Source organism: Variovorax sp. HJSM1_2, from assembly GCF_049316285.1.
In the GTDB taxonomy this organism is placed as follows: domain Bacteria; phylum Pseudomonadota; class Gammaproteobacteria; order Burkholderiales; family Burkholderiaceae_C; genus Rhodoferax_B.
Genome location: NZ_JBMOXA010000010.1, coordinates 58,109 through 74,465, shown reverse-complemented (window position 1 = coordinate 74,465; position 16,357 = coordinate 58,109). Strand labels below are relative to the sequence as shown.

General features: G+C 60.9%; 14 protein-coding genes. 4 read left to right on the top strand and 10 right to left on the bottom strand.

Features of this window, described 5'->3' with window-relative positions; all coding sequences use genetic code 11:
* Positions 1-80 precede the first annotated feature (80 nt).
* From ACFQ95_RS13150 to ACFQ95_RS13130, 5 genes are all read right to left on the bottom strand, one after another.
* Entirely contained in the window at positions 81-932 is an 852-nt protein-coding gene (locus ACFQ95_RS13150; RefSeq protein ID WP_422831588.1) for a zinc-dependent peptidase, read from the bottom strand.
* Positions 923-1,699, bottom strand: coding sequence for a UDP-2,3-diacylglucosamine diphosphatase (locus ACFQ95_RS13145; protein ID WP_422831586.1), 777 nt, complete (start codon positions 1,697-1,699; stop codon positions 923-925). Before ACFQ95_RS13145 ends, ACFQ95_RS13150 begins: the two co-directional genes overlap by 10 nt.
* Before the next feature lie 80 nt (positions 1,700-1,779).
* Positions 1,780-2,286, bottom strand: coding sequence for a peptidylprolyl isomerase (locus ACFQ95_RS13140; RefSeq protein ID WP_422831584.1), 507 nt, complete (start codon positions 2,284-2,286; stop codon positions 1,780-1,782).
* Between the two features lie 8 nt (positions 2,287-2,294).
* Positions 2,295-2,981: a peptidylprolyl isomerase gene (locus ACFQ95_RS13135; RefSeq protein ID WP_422831582.1), complete on the bottom strand. Its 687-nt coding sequence runs from the start codon at positions 2,979-2,981 to the stop codon at positions 2,295-2,297.
* A gap of 115 nt (positions 2,982-3,096) precedes the next feature.
* Positions 3,097-3,651 carry a tetratricopeptide repeat protein gene (locus ACFQ95_RS13130; RefSeq protein ID WP_422831580.1) on the bottom strand — a complete coding sequence of 185 codons (555 nt, stop codon included), beginning with the start codon at positions 3,649-3,651 and terminating at the stop codon, positions 3,097-3,099.
* Positions 3,652-4,002: 351 nt separating this feature from the next.
* Here ACFQ95_RS13130 and cysS point away from each other — a divergent pair, with 351 nt between their 5' ends.
* The 4 genes from cysS to ACFQ95_RS13110 all read left to right on the top strand — a co-directional run bounded on the left by cysS (position 4,003) and on the right by ACFQ95_RS13110 (position 7,962).
* A complete protein-coding gene (gene cysS, locus ACFQ95_RS13125; protein ID WP_422831578.1) occupies positions 4,003-5,382 on the top strand; it encodes a cysteine--tRNA ligase in 1,380 nt (459 codons plus the stop codon).
* Between the two features lie 44 nt (positions 5,383-5,426).
* A complete protein-coding gene (locus ACFQ95_RS13120; protein WP_422831576.1) occupies positions 5,427-6,104 on the top strand; it encodes a DNA-3-methyladenine glycosylase family protein in 678 nt (225 codons plus the stop codon).
* Positions 6,105-6,217: 113 nt separating this feature from the next.
* On the top strand, positions 6,218-7,198 hold the full coding sequence (locus ACFQ95_RS13115; RefSeq protein ID WP_422831574.1) for an acetyl-CoA carboxylase carboxyltransferase subunit alpha: 981 nt from the start codon (positions 6,218-6,220) through the stop codon (positions 7,196-7,198).
* Between the two features lie 62 nt (positions 7,199-7,260).
* Positions 7,261-7,962 carry a DUF1345 domain-containing protein gene (locus ACFQ95_RS13110; RefSeq protein ID WP_422831572.1) on the top strand — a complete coding sequence of 234 codons (702 nt, stop codon included), beginning with the start codon at positions 7,261-7,263 and terminating at the stop codon, positions 7,960-7,962.
* Here ACFQ95_RS13110 and ACFQ95_RS13105 read toward each other — a convergent pair.
* The 5 genes from ACFQ95_RS13105 to ACFQ95_RS13085 form a co-directional block, all read right to left on the bottom strand.
* Positions 7,952-8,251 (bottom strand): hypothetical protein, encoded by a 300-nt coding sequence (locus ACFQ95_RS13105; RefSeq protein WP_422831571.1) that lies wholly within the window; start codon positions 8,249-8,251, stop codon positions 7,952-7,954. The genes ACFQ95_RS13110 and ACFQ95_RS13105 overlap by 11 nt on opposite strands.
* Before the next feature lie 92 nt (positions 8,252-8,343).
* Positions 8,344-8,892 (bottom strand): nucleoside 2-deoxyribosyltransferase, encoded by a 549-nt coding sequence (locus ACFQ95_RS13100; protein WP_422831569.1) that lies wholly within the window; start codon positions 8,890-8,892, stop codon positions 8,344-8,346.
* A gap of 146 nt (positions 8,893-9,038) precedes the next feature.
* Positions 9,039-10,646, bottom strand: coding sequence for a response regulator (locus ACFQ95_RS13095; protein WP_422831567.1), 1,608 nt, complete (start codon positions 10,644-10,646; stop codon positions 9,039-9,041).
* Complete coding sequence (locus tag ACFQ95_RS13090; protein WP_422831565.1) at positions 10,643-12,211, bottom strand: GAF domain-containing protein; 1,569 nt, start codon at positions 12,209-12,211, stop codon at positions 10,643-10,645. Before ACFQ95_RS13090 ends, ACFQ95_RS13095 begins: the two co-directional genes overlap by 4 nt.
* Positions 12,208-16,278, bottom strand: a complete 4,071-nt coding sequence (locus ACFQ95_RS13085) for a response regulator (protein ID WP_422831564.1) — start codon at positions 16,276-16,278, stop codon at positions 12,208-12,210. Before ACFQ95_RS13085 ends, ACFQ95_RS13090 begins: the two co-directional genes overlap by 4 nt.
* Between the last annotated feature and the right edge of the window lie 79 nt (positions 16,279-16,357).

The following is a 16,357-nucleotide window of genomic DNA, read 5'->3' as shown; positions in this document are numbered from 1 at the left end:
ACGGTCTGAGTTGATGCTGTGAGCAACTCCGAGATTTTCCCTTTGAAATGCTGCTGCCTGCAGTAAACGACTAGACACAACTAGTGGACTGCCGAGCGGAACAGCGCGTCATACAAGTTCAGCAGCGTTGGAAACGCCGTCCGAAAACGCTCCCTGTTCACGAAATACGCTTCACAGGTGACAGGAAAAAACTCATCAATCGAAGTGGCGCCGTAGGGATCGAGCCACGGCCGTGGTTGGCCAAACCGCTCCGCCAGAGACACTTGGTCTCGGAATGATTCAAAGGCCGGTTGCAGAACGCTGAACCAGATCTCGACCGCTTCACCGGCAGATCGACTGCCCATGAATCCGGGAGGGAGTCTGGGACAGTCGGCGAGTACGCCCTCAAAACGCGGACCTTGCATGGCCAGTTTGTGGACAAACTCATGGATGACCACATTTGTGCCTTCGGCTGCCGCGCTGCCTGCGCGCTTTACTTCGGACCAACTCAGCGTCACGGGGCCGTCTTCGGCGGCTTCGCCCGTCAAGGCTTCGGTGCCGCGGTGCACCACGCCAATGTCGTCCACCCATTCGCGACGGGCCAGTACTTCCCCAGGGTGAAGCACGATGGTGACAAAATCCTGGAAAACAGCCATGGCCTTGGCTGGTGGTGACGCCAGCGGCCACATGTGCAGAACGATCAAGCAGGCTTGTGCCGCAATCGAAACCGCGATCGCGTCGGTGATGTCTTGACCATTGGCGCCGAAGAATTCTTTTTGTTTCAGGAAAACTTCGGTCAGGGCGCGCAGGCGCCGCTGTTCAGCTTCAGTGAGCTCGGTCAAAAACGGCAGATCGACGAGAACTCCGTCCCAGAGTGCGTCAGGTATAGCGGGAACTTCGGGACTGCCGCCTAGTTTTCGCCCCCAATCGATCAATCGTTGTTTTAAGCCCATTGCGCCCAGGGAATGCGCCTAAGGCCACTGGACGTCAACTGCAAGACTTCGGCGCGCGGCGAACTTGCAGCCAAATCCCAGTCGCTGAGGACTACACGCTCGAAGCCTTCGCTTAACGCGTGTTGCGCGGGCCTGTGGGTGTGCCCATGAATCATCGTCTGCGCGTTGGCATTGCGTAGCCAATCGCGGGTGGCCTGGTCATCCAGGTCTGCATACGGACCACCTGTTTGGTGACGCGCCTCACTTTGGGTGCGAACTTGCCGCGCGATGTTCTGGCGCACGTTCAGCGGTTGCGCCAAAAATGCTTGCTGCCATTGTGGGTTGCGCACCTGCTGCCGAAACTTTTGGTAGTCGATGTCGTCCAGACACAAGGCATCACCGTGGCTGAGCAGCCAGCGCTTGCCATGAAAGGTGAGGGCGGTGGGGTCCTCGAGCAGCGTGACGCCGCAGGACCGCATGATTTGATCACTGATCAGGAAGTCGCGATTGCCACACATGAAGTACAGCGCGGTGTGTTGCGCTGCGGTGCGCAGTACCTTGAGGCAATCAGCTTCGAAGCCGGGTTCTGCCGCAGCATCGTCACCGACCCAAACCTCAAACAAATCACCAAGGATAAACACCGCATCTGCCTTGGTGGTCGCCAGATATTGCTGCCACGCGGCAAACGTCAAGGGTTCGCTGGCTTGCAGATGCAGGTCGGAAATGAATTCGACCGTTTGCCAAGCGGTGGAAGCTACAAGCTCTTGTACGTTGGGAACGGTCGACATCTTGGGTGTTGTCACGCTGGCGCAGACTTCAGGCCACACGCTGGCCGTGCTGGAGCCGGCGCGGGCCTTGATTCAAGGAATTAAAGGGCAACCGCTTTTTCGATGATCACGTCGTCGTTTGGCACGTCGTCGTGAAAGCCTTTGCGGCCCGTTTTCACGGCCTTGATCTTGTCGACCACCTCGGTGCCCGAAACCACTTTACCGAACACGGCGTAGCCCCAGCCTTGAGCGGAGATGGCGGTGTGGTTCAGGAAGCTGTTGTCGGCCACGTTGATGAAGAACTGTGCGGTTGCCGAATGTGGATCATTCGTGCGTGCCATGGCAACGGTGTAGTTGTTGTTCTTCAAGCCGTTGTTGGCTTCGTTGTCGATCGGGGCTTCAGTGCTCTTTTGTTTCATGCCCGGCTCGAAACCGCCGCCTTGCACCATGAAGCCCGGGATCACGCGGTGGAACACGGTGTTGTTGTAGTGGCCGCTGTTGACGTAGGTCAGGAAGTTGGCGGTCGACTTGGGCGCTTTTTCGGCGTCGAGTTCGAGGGTGATCACGCCGAAGTCGGCAATGTGAAGTTCAACTTGTGGATTGCTCATGATGTGCTTTATTTGACCAGTGTGGCCGAGTTGATAACGATAGGTGTCTTGGGAACGTCGCTGGGGAAGGGGCCGCCAGCGCCGGTGGGCGTGGACTTCATTTTATTCACGACGTCCATGCCACTGACGACTTTGCCAAAAACGGTGTAGCCGAACAGCTGAGAGGCGCCTACCAATTTGTCGCGTGGCGTATTTTCGTACACGCGGCCTTGGTATTCAAATTTAGGGACTGGGTCGCCGGGCGGGATCACCGTGGGGTCCAGAAACGCATTGTCTTTCACATTGATGAAGAACTGCGCCGTCGCCGATTGGGGGTCGCCGGTGCGCGCCATGGCGAGTGTGCCAACAACGTTGCGGTCGCCGCCTTTGGCGAGTGCGGCCTGGCCTTCGTGTTCGACCGGCGCACGTGTTGGTTTCTGGTTGTACTTGGTGTCGAAGCCACCGCCCTGCACCATGAAGTTGTCGATCACGCGGTGGAAGATCGTGCCGTCGTAATGTTTGTCTTTGACGTATTGCAGAAAGTTCTCAACGGTCTTGGGGGCCTTGTCGGGATAGACCTCGACCACGAAATCACCGGCGCTGGTGGAGAACTTCACGCGAGGCGCGGTGGTCGCCAAGGCGGGCAGGGCGACGACGACGAGGCTGGCGGCCAGAAGAGCGCGCCGTACATGGGAGCAAGGGCTTTGAAGCAACATAGCTTTGATCTTGAGAGAGAAGGTGGCGCGCCATAACGCCAAGGTCATTGGCGCGTGTTGTGCCTGAGGCACTTGAGTGGGCGGAAGTTCCCAGCCCCAAGGCTGGGAGAGCACTTTATTTGCTGGCAGCGGGGGCTGGTTTGGCTGCTCCGCCCTTGGTCGGTTTTGCGGGGGGTGTCAGCACTTCTTTCAGCAACACCAGCTTTTGCCCGGCCAATTTGTTATTGGAATCCAATTGCAAGGCCTTGCTATACGACTGGCTGGCCAGCTTGGCGTACACGTCGCCCAGATTCTCGTGTGCTGTCGCGTAACTCGGGTTGATGCGTATGGCCATCTCCAGCGCGGTACGTGCTTTGTCGTACTGATTTTGCCCGGCGTACAACGCGGCCAGGTTGTTATAGGGCTCGGGTAGCTCCGGGTACTCCTGTGTCAGCGCGTTCAGCGTGACGATGGCGTCATCGGTCTTGCCGGCTTCGGTCTGGATCACGCCCTTGAGAAAACGCATTTGAGGATCGCGCGGCTTGCCCGCAAGGTAGGCATCGGCCTTGGCCTGGGCTTCAACCAGCTTGCCCGACCGGATCAATTGGCCAACATCGGTGTAGTCATCGGCACGAGCCGGGGTGCTGAGTGTGCAGGCCAGCGCCAAGCCCATCGCTGCAACAGCAGCCACCGGGCGAACTCTAGAAAAAAGGCGGGAAGTCACTTGCGTCATAAGGCCTCTTAAGGTCTACCAGAACAGGCCCAGGCAGGGGCTATATACTTCCAAGAATTGTAGCCTAGGGGTTTGGGGTGAAACGGGACATAACTGACCCGTGGCTCACCTGGTGTTGCCAAAGCGGCAACCCCTCCCTGAAGGTTTTGCACGCCATATTTACCCCGACTGGCATTGACGTACGTGCCAAGTCGAGGCAAATTGGGAGTCTTTGGCTGCAACAACCCCCTGACCGAATATTGACCGGTGCACCCGCTTCGGAAACGTGCTGCGCGTTTCTGTGTGTGTGAACGGCAAACTACAGTTTTCATGAGTCTTCGCATTTACAACACGCTGTCGCGTGCCCTAGAGTCTTTCGCTCCCATCGAACCCGGCCATGTGCGCATGTACGTCTGCGGCATGACCATCTACGACCTGTGCCATGTGGGGCACGCGCGCATGATGATGGCGTTCGATGTGGTGCAGCGTTGGCTCAAGGTCAGTGGCTACAAGGTGACTTACGTGCGCAACATCACCGATATTGATGACAAGATCATCAAGCGGGCGTTGGAGCGTGGCATCACCATCCGTGCGCTGACCGACGAGATGACCGCCGCCATGCACCAGGACATTGGCGCGCTGGGCATAGAACCACCGACCATAGAGCCGCGCGCCACCGAATACGTGCCGCAGATGCTCAACATGATCCAGACGCTGGAGCAAAAAGGCCTGGCCTATCGTGCGCCCAATGGCGACGTGAACTACGCCGTGCGCAAGTTCAATGGTTACGGCAAGTTGTCGGGCAAGTCGCTGGACGAATTGCGTGCCGGTGAACGTGTGGCCGTGCTCGACGGCAAGGAAGACCCGCTGGACTTTGTGCTGTGGAAGTCGGCCAAGCCCGAAGAGCCGCCAGAAGCCAAGTGGGACAGCGCTTACGGCGCCGGTCGCCCGGGCTGGCACATCGAGTGCTCGGCCATGAGCTGCCAAACCCTGGGCGAGAGTTTTGACATCCATGGTGGTGGCGCCGACCTGCAGTTCCCGCACCACGAGAACGAAATTGCCCAAAGCGAAGGCGCTTCCGGCAAGCCCCTGGCGCGTTTCTGGGTGCACAACGGTTTTGTGCGTGTGGACAACGAAAAAATGTCCAAGAGCCTGGGCAACTTCTTCACCATCCGCGAAGTGCTGCAGAAGTTTGACCGCGAAACCCTGCGCTACTTCATGGTGCGCACGCATTACCGCACGCCGCTGAATTACAGCGATGCCCATTTGGATGACGCACGTGGCGCGTTGCGCCGCTTGTACACCACGTTGGACGCGGTCCGGCCCGCAGCTGTGGCCGCAATCGACTGGACGCAGCCCTACGCGGCACGCTTCAAAGCCGCCATGGACGAAGACTTCGGCACGCCCGAGGCTGTCGCCGTGTTGTTCGACCTGGCCAGCGAAGTCAACCGCACACGCTCGGCCGAATTGGCTGGCCTGCTCAAAGCCCTGGGCGGCACGCTGGGCATCTTGCAGGGTGATCCACAAGCCTTTTTGCGTGCCGGTGTGGCGCTGGACGATGCGGCCATTCAAGTGTTGATTGGCGAGCGCGCAGCCGCCAAAGCCGCCAAGAACTTCGCCGAGGCTGACCGCATTCGCCAGGATCTGCTGGCCCAGGGCATTGTGCTGAAAGACAGCCCCAGCGGTACCACCTGGGCGTCGGCGGCTTGAAAATATGGTAATAAAAATAATGTTTTGTGTAGACGGGGTATGCGATGTCAGCTGCTAAAAAGATAGTGGAAGAGCCTGTCCCGGCTGACGCCGCCGTCCAGGTCTGGACCCCCGCCTACTGGGCCGATGCCTGCAAACACCTGGTCAAGAAAGACCGTGTGATGCGCCGCCTGATTCCACAGTTTGGCGATGCCTGCCTGGAAACCCGGGGCGACGCCTTCACCACGTTGGCGCGCAGCATTGTGGGCCAGCAGGTTTCGGTCAAGGCCGCACAAACCGTGTGGGAACGCTTTGTTGAACTGCCGCGCAAAATGACGCCGGCCAACGTGCTAAAGCTCAAGGTAGACGACATGCGTGCCGCGGGCCTGAGCGTACGCAAGGTTGAGTATCTGGTGGACCTGGCGCTGCACTTCCAGTCGGGTGCGTTGCACGTGCAGAACTGGGGTGAGATGGACGATGAATCCATCATCGCCGAGCTGGTGGCGATTCGTGGCATTGGCCGTTGGACGGCTGAAATGTTCTTGATCTTTCACATGATGCGGCCTAATGTGCTGCCACTGGACGATGCGGGCCTGATCAGCGGCATCAGCCAGAGCTATTTTTCGGGCGACCCGGTCAGCCGAAGCGACGCGCGCGAAGTCGCTGCGGCCTGGGCGCCGTATTGCAGTGTTGCAACTTGGTATATTTGGCGCTCTTTGGATCCCCTGCCGGTGGCGTACTAGCCTGATGACGGCCAGGTGATGACCCCGTATTGAATTTTTGAGCGTCCGGCCATTGGAGTTCGTCGCGGCACCGCACGAGCCCAATGGGGTGTGACCATCCTAGGAGAATGACGTTGGCAAAAAGAACATTTCTTGACTTCGAGCAGCCTATTTCTGATCTTGAAGCCAAGATCGAAGAGCTGCGTTATGTGCAGAACGAATCGGCTGTCGATATTTCGGAAGAGATCGACCAACTGAGCAAGAAGAGCCAGCAACTCACCAAAGACATCTACGCCGATCTCACGCCGTGGAAGATCACCAAGATTGCGCGCCACCCCGAGCGTCCCTACACGCTGGACTATGTGCGCGAAATCTTCACAGACTTCGTTGAGTTGCACGGCGACCGTCATTTTGCCGACGACCTGAGCATCGTGGGCGGCTTGGCGCGCTTCAACGGCACGGCCTGTATGGTGCTGGGCCATCAAAAGGGGCGCGACACCAAAGAGCGTGGCCTGCGCAACTTCGGCATGAGCAAACCCGAGGGTTACCGCAAGGCCTTGCGCCTGATGAAGCTGGCCGAGAAGTTCCAACTGCCGGTGTTCACCTTCGTTGATACACCCGGTGCCTACCCTGGTATCGACGCCGAAGAACGCGGCCAGTCCGAGGCCATTGGCCGCAACATCTTCGAGATGGCGCAGTTGGAAGTGCCCATCATCACCACCATCATCGGTGAAGGCGGCTCCGGTGGCGCGTTGGCCATTTCGGTGGCCGACCAGGTTGTCATGCTGCAGTATTCGATCTACTCGGTGATCAGCCCCGAAGGCTGCGCTTCCATTTTGTGGAAGACCTCCGAGAAAGCCCAGGAAGCGGCCGACGCGCTGGGCATTACCGCCCACCGCCTGAAGGCGCTGGGCCTGGTTGACAAGATCGTCAGCGAGCCGGTGGGCGGTGCGCACCGCGACCACAAACAAATGGCCGCTTTCCTGAAGCGCGCCTTGGGTGATGCCTACCGCCAGGTGGCCGACCTCAAGGTGAAAGAACTGCTCGACCGACGCTACGACCGCCTGCAAAGCTACGGCCGTTTCACCGATACCAAGGCCGACGCGCGCGGCTGATCATTGCAGCGGGCGCGGACCCAAGAGATCCTTCACCGGTTCTTGCACCCACGCGCCCGTCCATGCCGCATCACTTCTCACAAACCACCAGCACCCAGCGCATCGCCTACGGCATGCTTGCGGGGACGGTGGTTTTTCTGTTGCCGCTGCCCTTTGGCTTTGAAGCCCGCGCGCTATTGGCCTGGGTTGTGGGCGTGGGGGTGTTGCTCGGCTTGGCGCTGTGGCTGGCCGAAACCTTTGACGCCGCGCAGACCCGGGCTCGTGCACTGCAGCAAGATGCCTCAAGTGTGGTGCTGTTTGTGCTGCTGTTGGTCACCGGTTTTGCAAGCGTGGCGGCGATTGCGCAGATGCTGCACCACGTGAAGGATTTGTCGCTGTCCGACCGTGCGGTCTACGTCGCGCTCTCCATGCTGGCGCTGGCGTCTTCCTGGCTGTTGATCCACACCAGTTTCGCGTTTCGCTACGCCCATCGCTATTACCAGACGGCTGACGACGACGACGCTGCCCGCGCAAAGCCGGCCAAGGGCGGCAGGCCGGAAAAAGGCGAGGGACCGGGGCTGACGTTTCCCGGCAAAGAAGCGCCCGATTACTTCGACTTTCTGTACCACGCCATGGTGGTGGGCATGACCTCGCAGGTGGCCGATGTCGATGTCACTTCGCGCGCCATGCGCCGCCTCACCCTGGGCCACAGCCTGCTGTCGTTTGCCTTCAATATGGTGGTGCTGGCGCTGAGCATCAACGTGGTGGCGGGCGCTATTCAGTGATCTCCGGATGAAGAAGCGCTTGCGCTTTTTCCTGCCACAGCGCCAGGTTGGCCAGCAGATCCTGCTGGCTGAACGAACAGCTTTCCTCGCTGAACATGGCGCTTGACTCCAGCCGGTCCAGCAAGCCGAGCAGCACTTCGCCGTAACGCGCGGGCAACGCCGCCAGCAGGACGGAGTAGCCGCGTACGCTGTTGCAGAAGGCATGGGTTTGCTGCGGCGCGCCGCGTAGATCCGCCAGCGCTGTATACATGGCCTGGCATTGCTGTTGGGCTTCAGAAAGCGGGTTCATCGTGGTGAGAGGTGGGGTGTAAGGTGTGGATTGAAAGCTATGAGGAAAATCGGCATGCCAAGCAATATGGATATGCGTAAGTAGCTATCAAATTAGCTAGCTTTGGGGAGCAGCAACTCGGCCAGCTTGCCCAGGGCGGCTTCGGCACTGGGTGCCAGATGTGCAGAGCGCGACAGCATCAAATTCAGCCGCTGGCCAAGCCCTTCCACCATGGTGCCGGTGGCCGTTTCGCGCAGTGTGCCGCTGGCATCCGGTGCGCAGTCCAGCGTCGCCGCCACACGTTGGGCATAACTCACGGCGGGCACGCCATAGGCCACCACGGGCTTGCGCAAGGCAATGGCATAACCGACCTCAAACACCGTGCCCGAATCGGGCTCCAGCCCGCGGAACGCCACCAGGTTGGCGGCCACACCATCGGCCTGCTCGATCAGGGCCACATTGCCCTCGTAGATGCGTTGCGCCAGCGCATCTTCGCTGCCGCTGAAGCCCTTGGCGGCTTCGCTATCGGTAGGCGCCACACCCACCATGCCCAGCAGACTGCAAAGCGTTTTCAGGCGCGTATAGAGAGCATCACATTCCGGGAAGAAAACGTCCGGTCCGGCAAGGTAGATGCGCGGCGGATGGCTGGGTTGCTGAGGCACGATGCTGCTTTCTTGTAGGCCAGGACAGCATCATTCTTGCACGCCCGCAGACCTGGCTCACCGGCCCTGGCGGCTTTGTGCTCTGCGCGGTGTGGAAAACGCTGAAGCTGGTCGCTGGCTTTGCAGCACCGCCCTGGAGCCGACGCTCAGGGGGAATGCCGCGGCAGAAACACAGATACCGTCGTTGTATTGTTTTCGTCAGAAACCGCGAGTTGTATTTCGCCGCCTTGCGCTTGCACCAAACACTTGGCCGAGTAGGTGCCGAGGCCGCTGCCCCCCTTTTTGCCAAGGGTCACATACTTATCAAAGAAGCGCCCACGGATGGTGGATGGGACTGTGCCGGTGTTTTGGATTTCTATGCACAGCGGGTTCTGGTCGCGCAGCCGAATCGCCACCTTGGAGCCTACGGGGGCCGCTTCACAAGCATTCTTCAGCAGATTGTGGAACACCGAATAACACAAGGCCGTGTCACCCAGCGCCTGCGGCATTTCTGTGCCTACCGGCACGTCGGCGTCGACCGAGATCGACAAGTTTTTTTCAACAAAGGTCACGCGGTCCATTTCCGCAATGCGCCGCAGCAGGTCGCCCACGGGGACCGGCACGGCATGCAGCTCAAAACGCCCGGTCTCGATTTTGTAGAGTTCAGACGAGCGATTCACGATGTTGAGCACCTGCATCACACTTTCTTCCATCAGCCGCAGGTGCTCGGTTTGCCGCCGCCCCAGGTTGTCGTCGCCCAGCAGCACCTGCATCAGGCCCAGCGCGCCGGCCAACGGTGCCTTGATGTCATGCCGGGTGATGCGTTCGACATCGGCGCGCAACTCGGCCGCTGCGACCATGTCGTCATACTCGGCCTGCAGGTCTTTGCGCAGCTTCACGTAACGCATGAAGTTGCGCACCCGCAGCTTGAGCGTCTCGGGGTCTATGGGCTTGGTGATGAAGTCCACGGCCCCGAGATCCAGCCCTTTCAGCCGCGCGTCGGCCGAGGTCATGGCGGTGACAAAGATGATGGGTATGGTCTGCGAAACCGGATGCTCGCGCATACGCCGTGCCACCTCGAAACCATCGAGCTGCGGCATCATCACGTCGAGTAACACGAGGTCGGGCGGGTCGTCAGCCGTTGCCAGTTCCAGGGCTTTGGCACCGGACGGCGCCAACCACACACGAAACTCGCCTTTGAACAACTCCGAAAGCAAAAGCAGATTGTCCTGGGTGTCGTCAACGATGAGGATGGTCTGCCGCTGCTCGGCCCCTTCGCCTGGCAATCTGCTGCGCTTCACACGGCCGCCCACGCCACCATGGGCCGGTAGCTCGCCGTACCCTGGCATGCTCGGTGCGCGCGGTTTCCACTGCAAGGCGCGCTCCAGCCGGGTCATCAGTTGCTTGGGTGAATAAGGCTTGAGCAGCATCGAGGTGACGCCTTGTGCGATGGCCTCTTCGACCTTGGTCCGCTCGGCCTCTGCGGTGATCAAAATCACCGGAATATTGAAAAGTGCCTCGTCTTCGCGCATGGCCTGGAGCAACTCCAGCCCGGTCATCACCGGCATGTTCCAGTCCGACAGCACCACATCAAAACGTTGGCCTTTGAGCAGGCGCAGCGCCTCTGCACCATTCTTCGCCGTTTGGATCTGGTCGACGCCAAGTTGGCGTAACTGGTTGACGGTGACCCGGCGCATCGCGTCATAGTCGTCGACCACCAGGCAACACACGCCACGGCCGACCATACGGCCATCTGGGTTGTTGAAATAGCTCATGCTTGTGCCCTTTCGTGTGTTGTGGCGTGGCCAGCCTCGGTGTTGCCCGCCTGCAGAATTTCGGAGTCTGGCTCTGACAAGAAACGCCGCAGGCTGACCGCCACAATCGGCTCGAATTCGACCAGCAATTGCCGTTGGCTGGGCGTGAAGGGCTGGTGAACCGCCAGTTCAATCACCCCTAGAACATGCTCTGCGTGGCGGATCGGCATGACCAGGATGGCCGCCGGCGCGCCATGGCCCAGGCCGGAACGGATGCGCAGGTAGTCGGCGCCGGGTTGCACCGTCAGCACCGGCTCTCTGGTGGCCACGCAGCGGTCGATCAGGCGCATGGTACTGGGCAGCTCGCGCAAAGAGGCGATGGGATCGGTGCCGCTGCCGGCATAGTGGGCCTGCGCCTTGACGCCATCGGGCGCATCGACACACGCAAAAATGGCCTGTCCCAGTGGCAGATGCCGCGAGATCTGCTGCAGCACGGTTTGACTGAAATCCTCTAGCGTGACGGTCTGCTGCAAGGCCAGCAACAACTCGGAAACCGCTTTGCGTCGCCCCACCTCCAACGACATCGCCTCCTGGCTTTTGCTCAGCGCCTCGGCGGCGAGCTTGTGTCGCGCGACTTCACGGCGCAAGCGTCTCATCCAGTACAGCATCACCCCCATGACACCCACAAACGCCAAGCCCGCCGGCAGCCCCCAGCGCGACCATAACTGCAGCAATTGGGCACGGGTGTCGAACGTGGCGGAAAACAATTGATACTCTGTCAGCGAGATGTCGTAGTTCTTGCGCCACGAAAGGTCCAGGCGCGAGCCTACACGCCGGCTGTCTGCCAGGTAGTCGGCCAACGCCGTCTGCAAGTCCTCGGCGTCTGTCGCCACACCCCAGCCGACCTCGGTGCCTTCGCCCAGGGCGAACAATAAATCCAGGTTCTGCAAATCGTCGCGCACCCATTTGAAAGCCGACTCTGCGGCAATCACGGTGAAGTCCGCCTGGTGTTCGGCGACGCGGCGCATGCTTTGCGCCGTGGGGGCCGTCTGTATGGTGATGGGGCGCTGGACCAGCGTTTTGGCATTCAGTTCGCGCAGCAGGCTCTCGTACGCCGTGCCGGCCTGCACCGCGGCCACATGTCCCGCCAGGTCTTGCGGCGTACGCAGCGTGTCACGCATTTCCGGCCTGGCGACCACCACGTTGCGCGTGGTGAAGTAAGGCACCAGCGCCATCTTGTTCAGGCGCCAGGCCGTCATGTGCAGGTCGTTGGGGTAGAGGTCGCATTGGCCGCTGGCCAGCAGTGCGGCTTCGTAGCGGGCATCCATCAGTGTCACGCCCTGCGCATTGTGGAACTGGTGGTCCCAGGACGGCAGCAACGTGGTTTTGCCACGCACACCAAGATGGCGCGCAAACTCTTCGCCGTTCACTTGATAAAACGGGGCACTCGATCCGGCCACACAAATGCGCAGCTCGCCGTCGCGGCGAATGTCTTGCAGCGTTCGGCCCTGGGCGCTGCCCATGCTGCTCAGCAACAACGCCAGGCACCCCGCGAAAAGACCAAAGGCGTGCATGGTGAGCTTCATGCGGCTGCCAGCGGGGCGACGGCGGCATCCAATTTCTGCAGCGCGCCGTCAAAGTCGATGTTTTCGATGGCGCGCGCAACCGGCGCCAGGGCTTTGGCAAGCGTATGGCCTTCGGCCGTCAGCTTGTCCTGCACCAGGTCAAGCAGATCACCGGCTTCGGCGTCGTTGCTCTGCAGCAGTTTGCGCAGCCGGCTCAGCAGGGCGCTGACCTCGGTCGACAGCGGCATTGACTGCACCGCGCCCGCGGGGGACGCTGCGGCCTGGGCTGAGGCTGCAGCCGGCAGGAGCTGCTGCAGGGCGGTGATCACCGGTTGCAAGGCCTGCAGAGTGGCCGCCAGCAGAGGCTGCAGCGCAGCGGATGGCGCTTTCTGTGCACAAGCCTGTTCCAGCGCCGCAGCAGCCGAGGCCACACCATGGGCGCCTATGTTGCCCGCCGCACCTCTGAGCGTGTGGGCGCAACGCGTGGCGGCCGTTTCATCGGTATCTTCTTGCGCCTGTGTGAAGTCCGCGCCGAAATGGGCTTGGCCAACAGCAAACTTGACCAGCAGGCGCAGGTACAGCGCCTGGTTGTGCTGCGCCGTGGCCAAACCCGCGTCCACATCGATTCCAGGCAAAGGCGGCAATCCGGTAGAAAGTGCTGGCGCTGCCAACTCGGGGTCAGGGGCCGCACCAGCAGCGCCGCCACCTGAAGCCCTGGCCGGCGTGATCCACTTCGCCATACAGGCAAACATATCGTCTACGCGTAGCGGTTTGGCGATGTGGTCGTTCATGCCGGCTTCCAGCACCTTTTCGCGGTCGCCGGCCATGGCATTGGCCGTCATCGCGAGGATGGGCAGCTTGCGTAACGCCGGCTGGGCACGAATGTGGCGAGTGGCGGCATAACCGTCCATCACCGGCATCTGGCAATCCATCAGCACACCGTCAAAGGCGGCATCACGCGCCAAAACGTCCAGGGCTTCCTGGCCATTCTGGGCCAGCACGGCTTCGATGCCGGCCTGGCGCAGCAACTCCAGCGCCAGTTCCTGGTTCAGGTCGTTGTCTTCCACCAGCAGCACACGGGCTCCGCGCAAGCGCACCAGGTGTTGCTGCTGCCCCTGCACTTTTGAATCAGAGCGGCTGGGCGCAATACGCGTCTTGCCCAAGGCCTCGCCCACGGCCTCGAGCAGAGTCGAAGAAGTTATCGGTTTTGTGAGTACCGCGTTCACCAGGGCACCGCGGCTCTGTGCCGCGCCCATGGCCTCGTCGCGGCCAAACGCGGTCACCATGATCACCGCCGGCACATGCCCCTCATGCATGGATTGCAGGCGCTTGACGGTCTCCACACCATCCATCACCGGCATTTTCCAGTCCATCAGCACCAGTTCATAGGGGAGTTGTTGCGTGTGTGCGGCCTGCACCATGCGCAGGCCCTCCTGGCCGTCGCGTGCGACATCGACCTCCAGCCCAAAACGACGCGCCATGGTGGACAGGATCTCGCGCGCTGCGCCGTTGTCGTCGACCACCAGCACACGCACGCCCAACAGCTCTTCGGCACGGTACATGCGGCGCGGCATGGGCTCTGCCTGTGGTTTGAATTTGGCGTGGAAATGGAAGGTAGAGCCAGCGCCTGGTGTGCTTTCCACCCAGATGTTGCCTTGCATCAACTCCACCAGCGTGCGCGAAATGGCAAGACCCAATCCGGTGCCACCGTACTTGCGCGTGGTGGAACTGTCCGCCTGGCTGAACGACTGGAACAGCTTGGCACACTGCTCGGGCGTCATGCCTATGCCGGTGTCGCGCACCCAAAAGTGCAGTTCCACTTCGGTCCCGGCCTGGCGCACGGGTTCGACGCCCAGGATGATCTCGCCTTGCTCGGTAAATTTCACTGCGTTGCTGCACAGGTTCACCAGGATCTGCCCCAGGCGCAGCGGGTCGCCGACCAAGGCGGTTGTCACCTCGGGCGCGCAGTTGAACAGCAGCTCCAAGCTCTTGTCCTCGGCCTTCATGCCTATGAGGTTGGCCACATGGTCGAGCACATCCTCGAGCCGGAAGTCGATCTGCTCCATGCTCATCTTGCCGGCTTCGATCTTGGAGAAATCGAGAATGTCGTTGATGATGCCCAGCAGGTTTTCGGCCGAGCGGTTCACCTTTTCGATGTAGTTGCGCTGCTTCTTGTCCAGCGTGGTCTGCAATGCCAGGTGGGACATGCCGATGATGGCGTTCATAGGTGTGCGGATCTCGTGGCTCATATTGGCCAGGAACTCGCTCTTGGCGCGCGTGGCGTCTTCGGCCAGCTCGCGTGCGCGGCGCACTTCGTCTTCGGCACGCCGCCGCTCGGTGATGTCGCGCACGGCGGCACACACACAGTCGCCACGCCCGCCCACATCGGGCAAACGCGCCAAGCCCACCTCTACCGGGAATTCGCTGCCGTCTTTGCGCACGCCATGCAGCCTGTCGTTGCCGGAGCCCATCAGGCGCGCGCGGCTGTCTCGCGTGAAGCCGCTGCGCAAGCCGACGTGATGTGGCCGCACCGATTGCGGCACCAACACTTCCACCGATTGGCCCAGCAACTCACCGCGCTCGTAGCCGAAGATGGATTCGGTCTGCTGATTGGCCAGGATGATCTTGCCGTTGACGTCGAGGATCAACATGCCGTCGGGCGACGATTCAATGATCTTGTGGTACCAGGTCTCGGTCGCCTGTATGGCATCTTTCTGCGCAGCCAGTGCGTGTGCCTGGGTCTCCAGGGTTTCGGCCTGGGCGCGGGTTTCATCCAGCAGCCGGTGTGTGGCCATGCTGCGCTCCAGAATTTCCAGATTGCCCGCCAGCACCGGCAACAAGGCGTCGAGCAGGGCCTGGCGCGCGGGCGTGATCTGCTCCAGGCTGGCGATCTCCAGTACACCCAGCAACTGGTCGGCGCGCAATACCGGCAGCACACTCACGGTTTTGGGCGTGGCGTCCCCCAGCGCCGAACCAATGCGCACATAGTCTGCAGGCGGCTCGGTCAGCGTAATCGGGTGGCGCTCAAGCGCACACTGGCCCACCAGGCCTTGGCCCAATGCAATGTACTGGTCCAGGGACTTGCGCTCGCGGTAGGCAAACCCCGTCAGCAGGCGCAGGCGTTGTTGATCCTTTTCATAGATGTAGAGCACGCCGTGGCCAATGCCCAGAGGCGCTGCCGTCAGGGTGAAAAAACGCTGGGCCAGCTCGACAAAGGTGCGTGTGGATTGCAGCTCGGCGGAAATCGCGGCCGTGTGGCTTTTGACCCAACGCTGGTCCTCCAGCTCGCGCGCGCCGGTCTGCAGCACGGCCACCGCACGCGCCAATGCGCCCACATCGTTCTGGTAGGCGACATGGGGCACTTCCTGCCGCAGATCGCCAGCGGCAATGCGCTCTACAGCCGAGCGCAGTTCAACCGCCGGCACACGAATGGAACGCGCAATCAGCCAGAAAAAAACACCGCAGCCCACACCCCCCAGCAACAGCAGGGCGATGACGCGCAGCTTGGTGGCTTGCGCCATGTTTTGCACGGTCCGGATGGACTCGCGTGCGCCTTCTTCTTTGGTGGAGACCACGGCTTCCATGGCCTGGGCGACGGCCTCACCGATCACACCGAACTCAGGGCTGGCCACGCGTAGCCGTGCTTCCTCCAACTTCCCCGTGCGGGCCAGTTGCAGTACCGCGTCGACATTCCGCAGGTAACTGGCATAACCTTGCTCAAAGGTGCGCAAGTTGCGCCGGTCTTCATCGCGAGAGATGTGGACGCGCAAATCTTCAACCGCGCGGCTCAACTCGGTTTGGTTCTGCTCGAGTTGGCGCAATGCTTGGCTGCGCGTGGATTCGTCACGGGTCAACAGCAACTGGCGCAGGTGGCGCCCGATACTTGCATAGTGGAACTGCACCGCGCGCGCATCTGACATGCCCTGCAGTTCCTTCCCATATTTGTTCTGGATTTCGTTGTTGACGGCGTTGATGGCATGAATCCCCAAGCCCCCTAGAACGATGGCGAGCAGCAACACCGCCGAAAAGGCCGCTGCCAGTTTGGCGCTGAGCGAAGAGGCCTGTAGATACCTTTTCAGGGACGTCATTGGCGGAACTTTCTACGGTCAATCATGAGGCCTGTCCTTGTTCTGACTGGGCGGCTCGGCTGCCGCCCGAACGGATGGC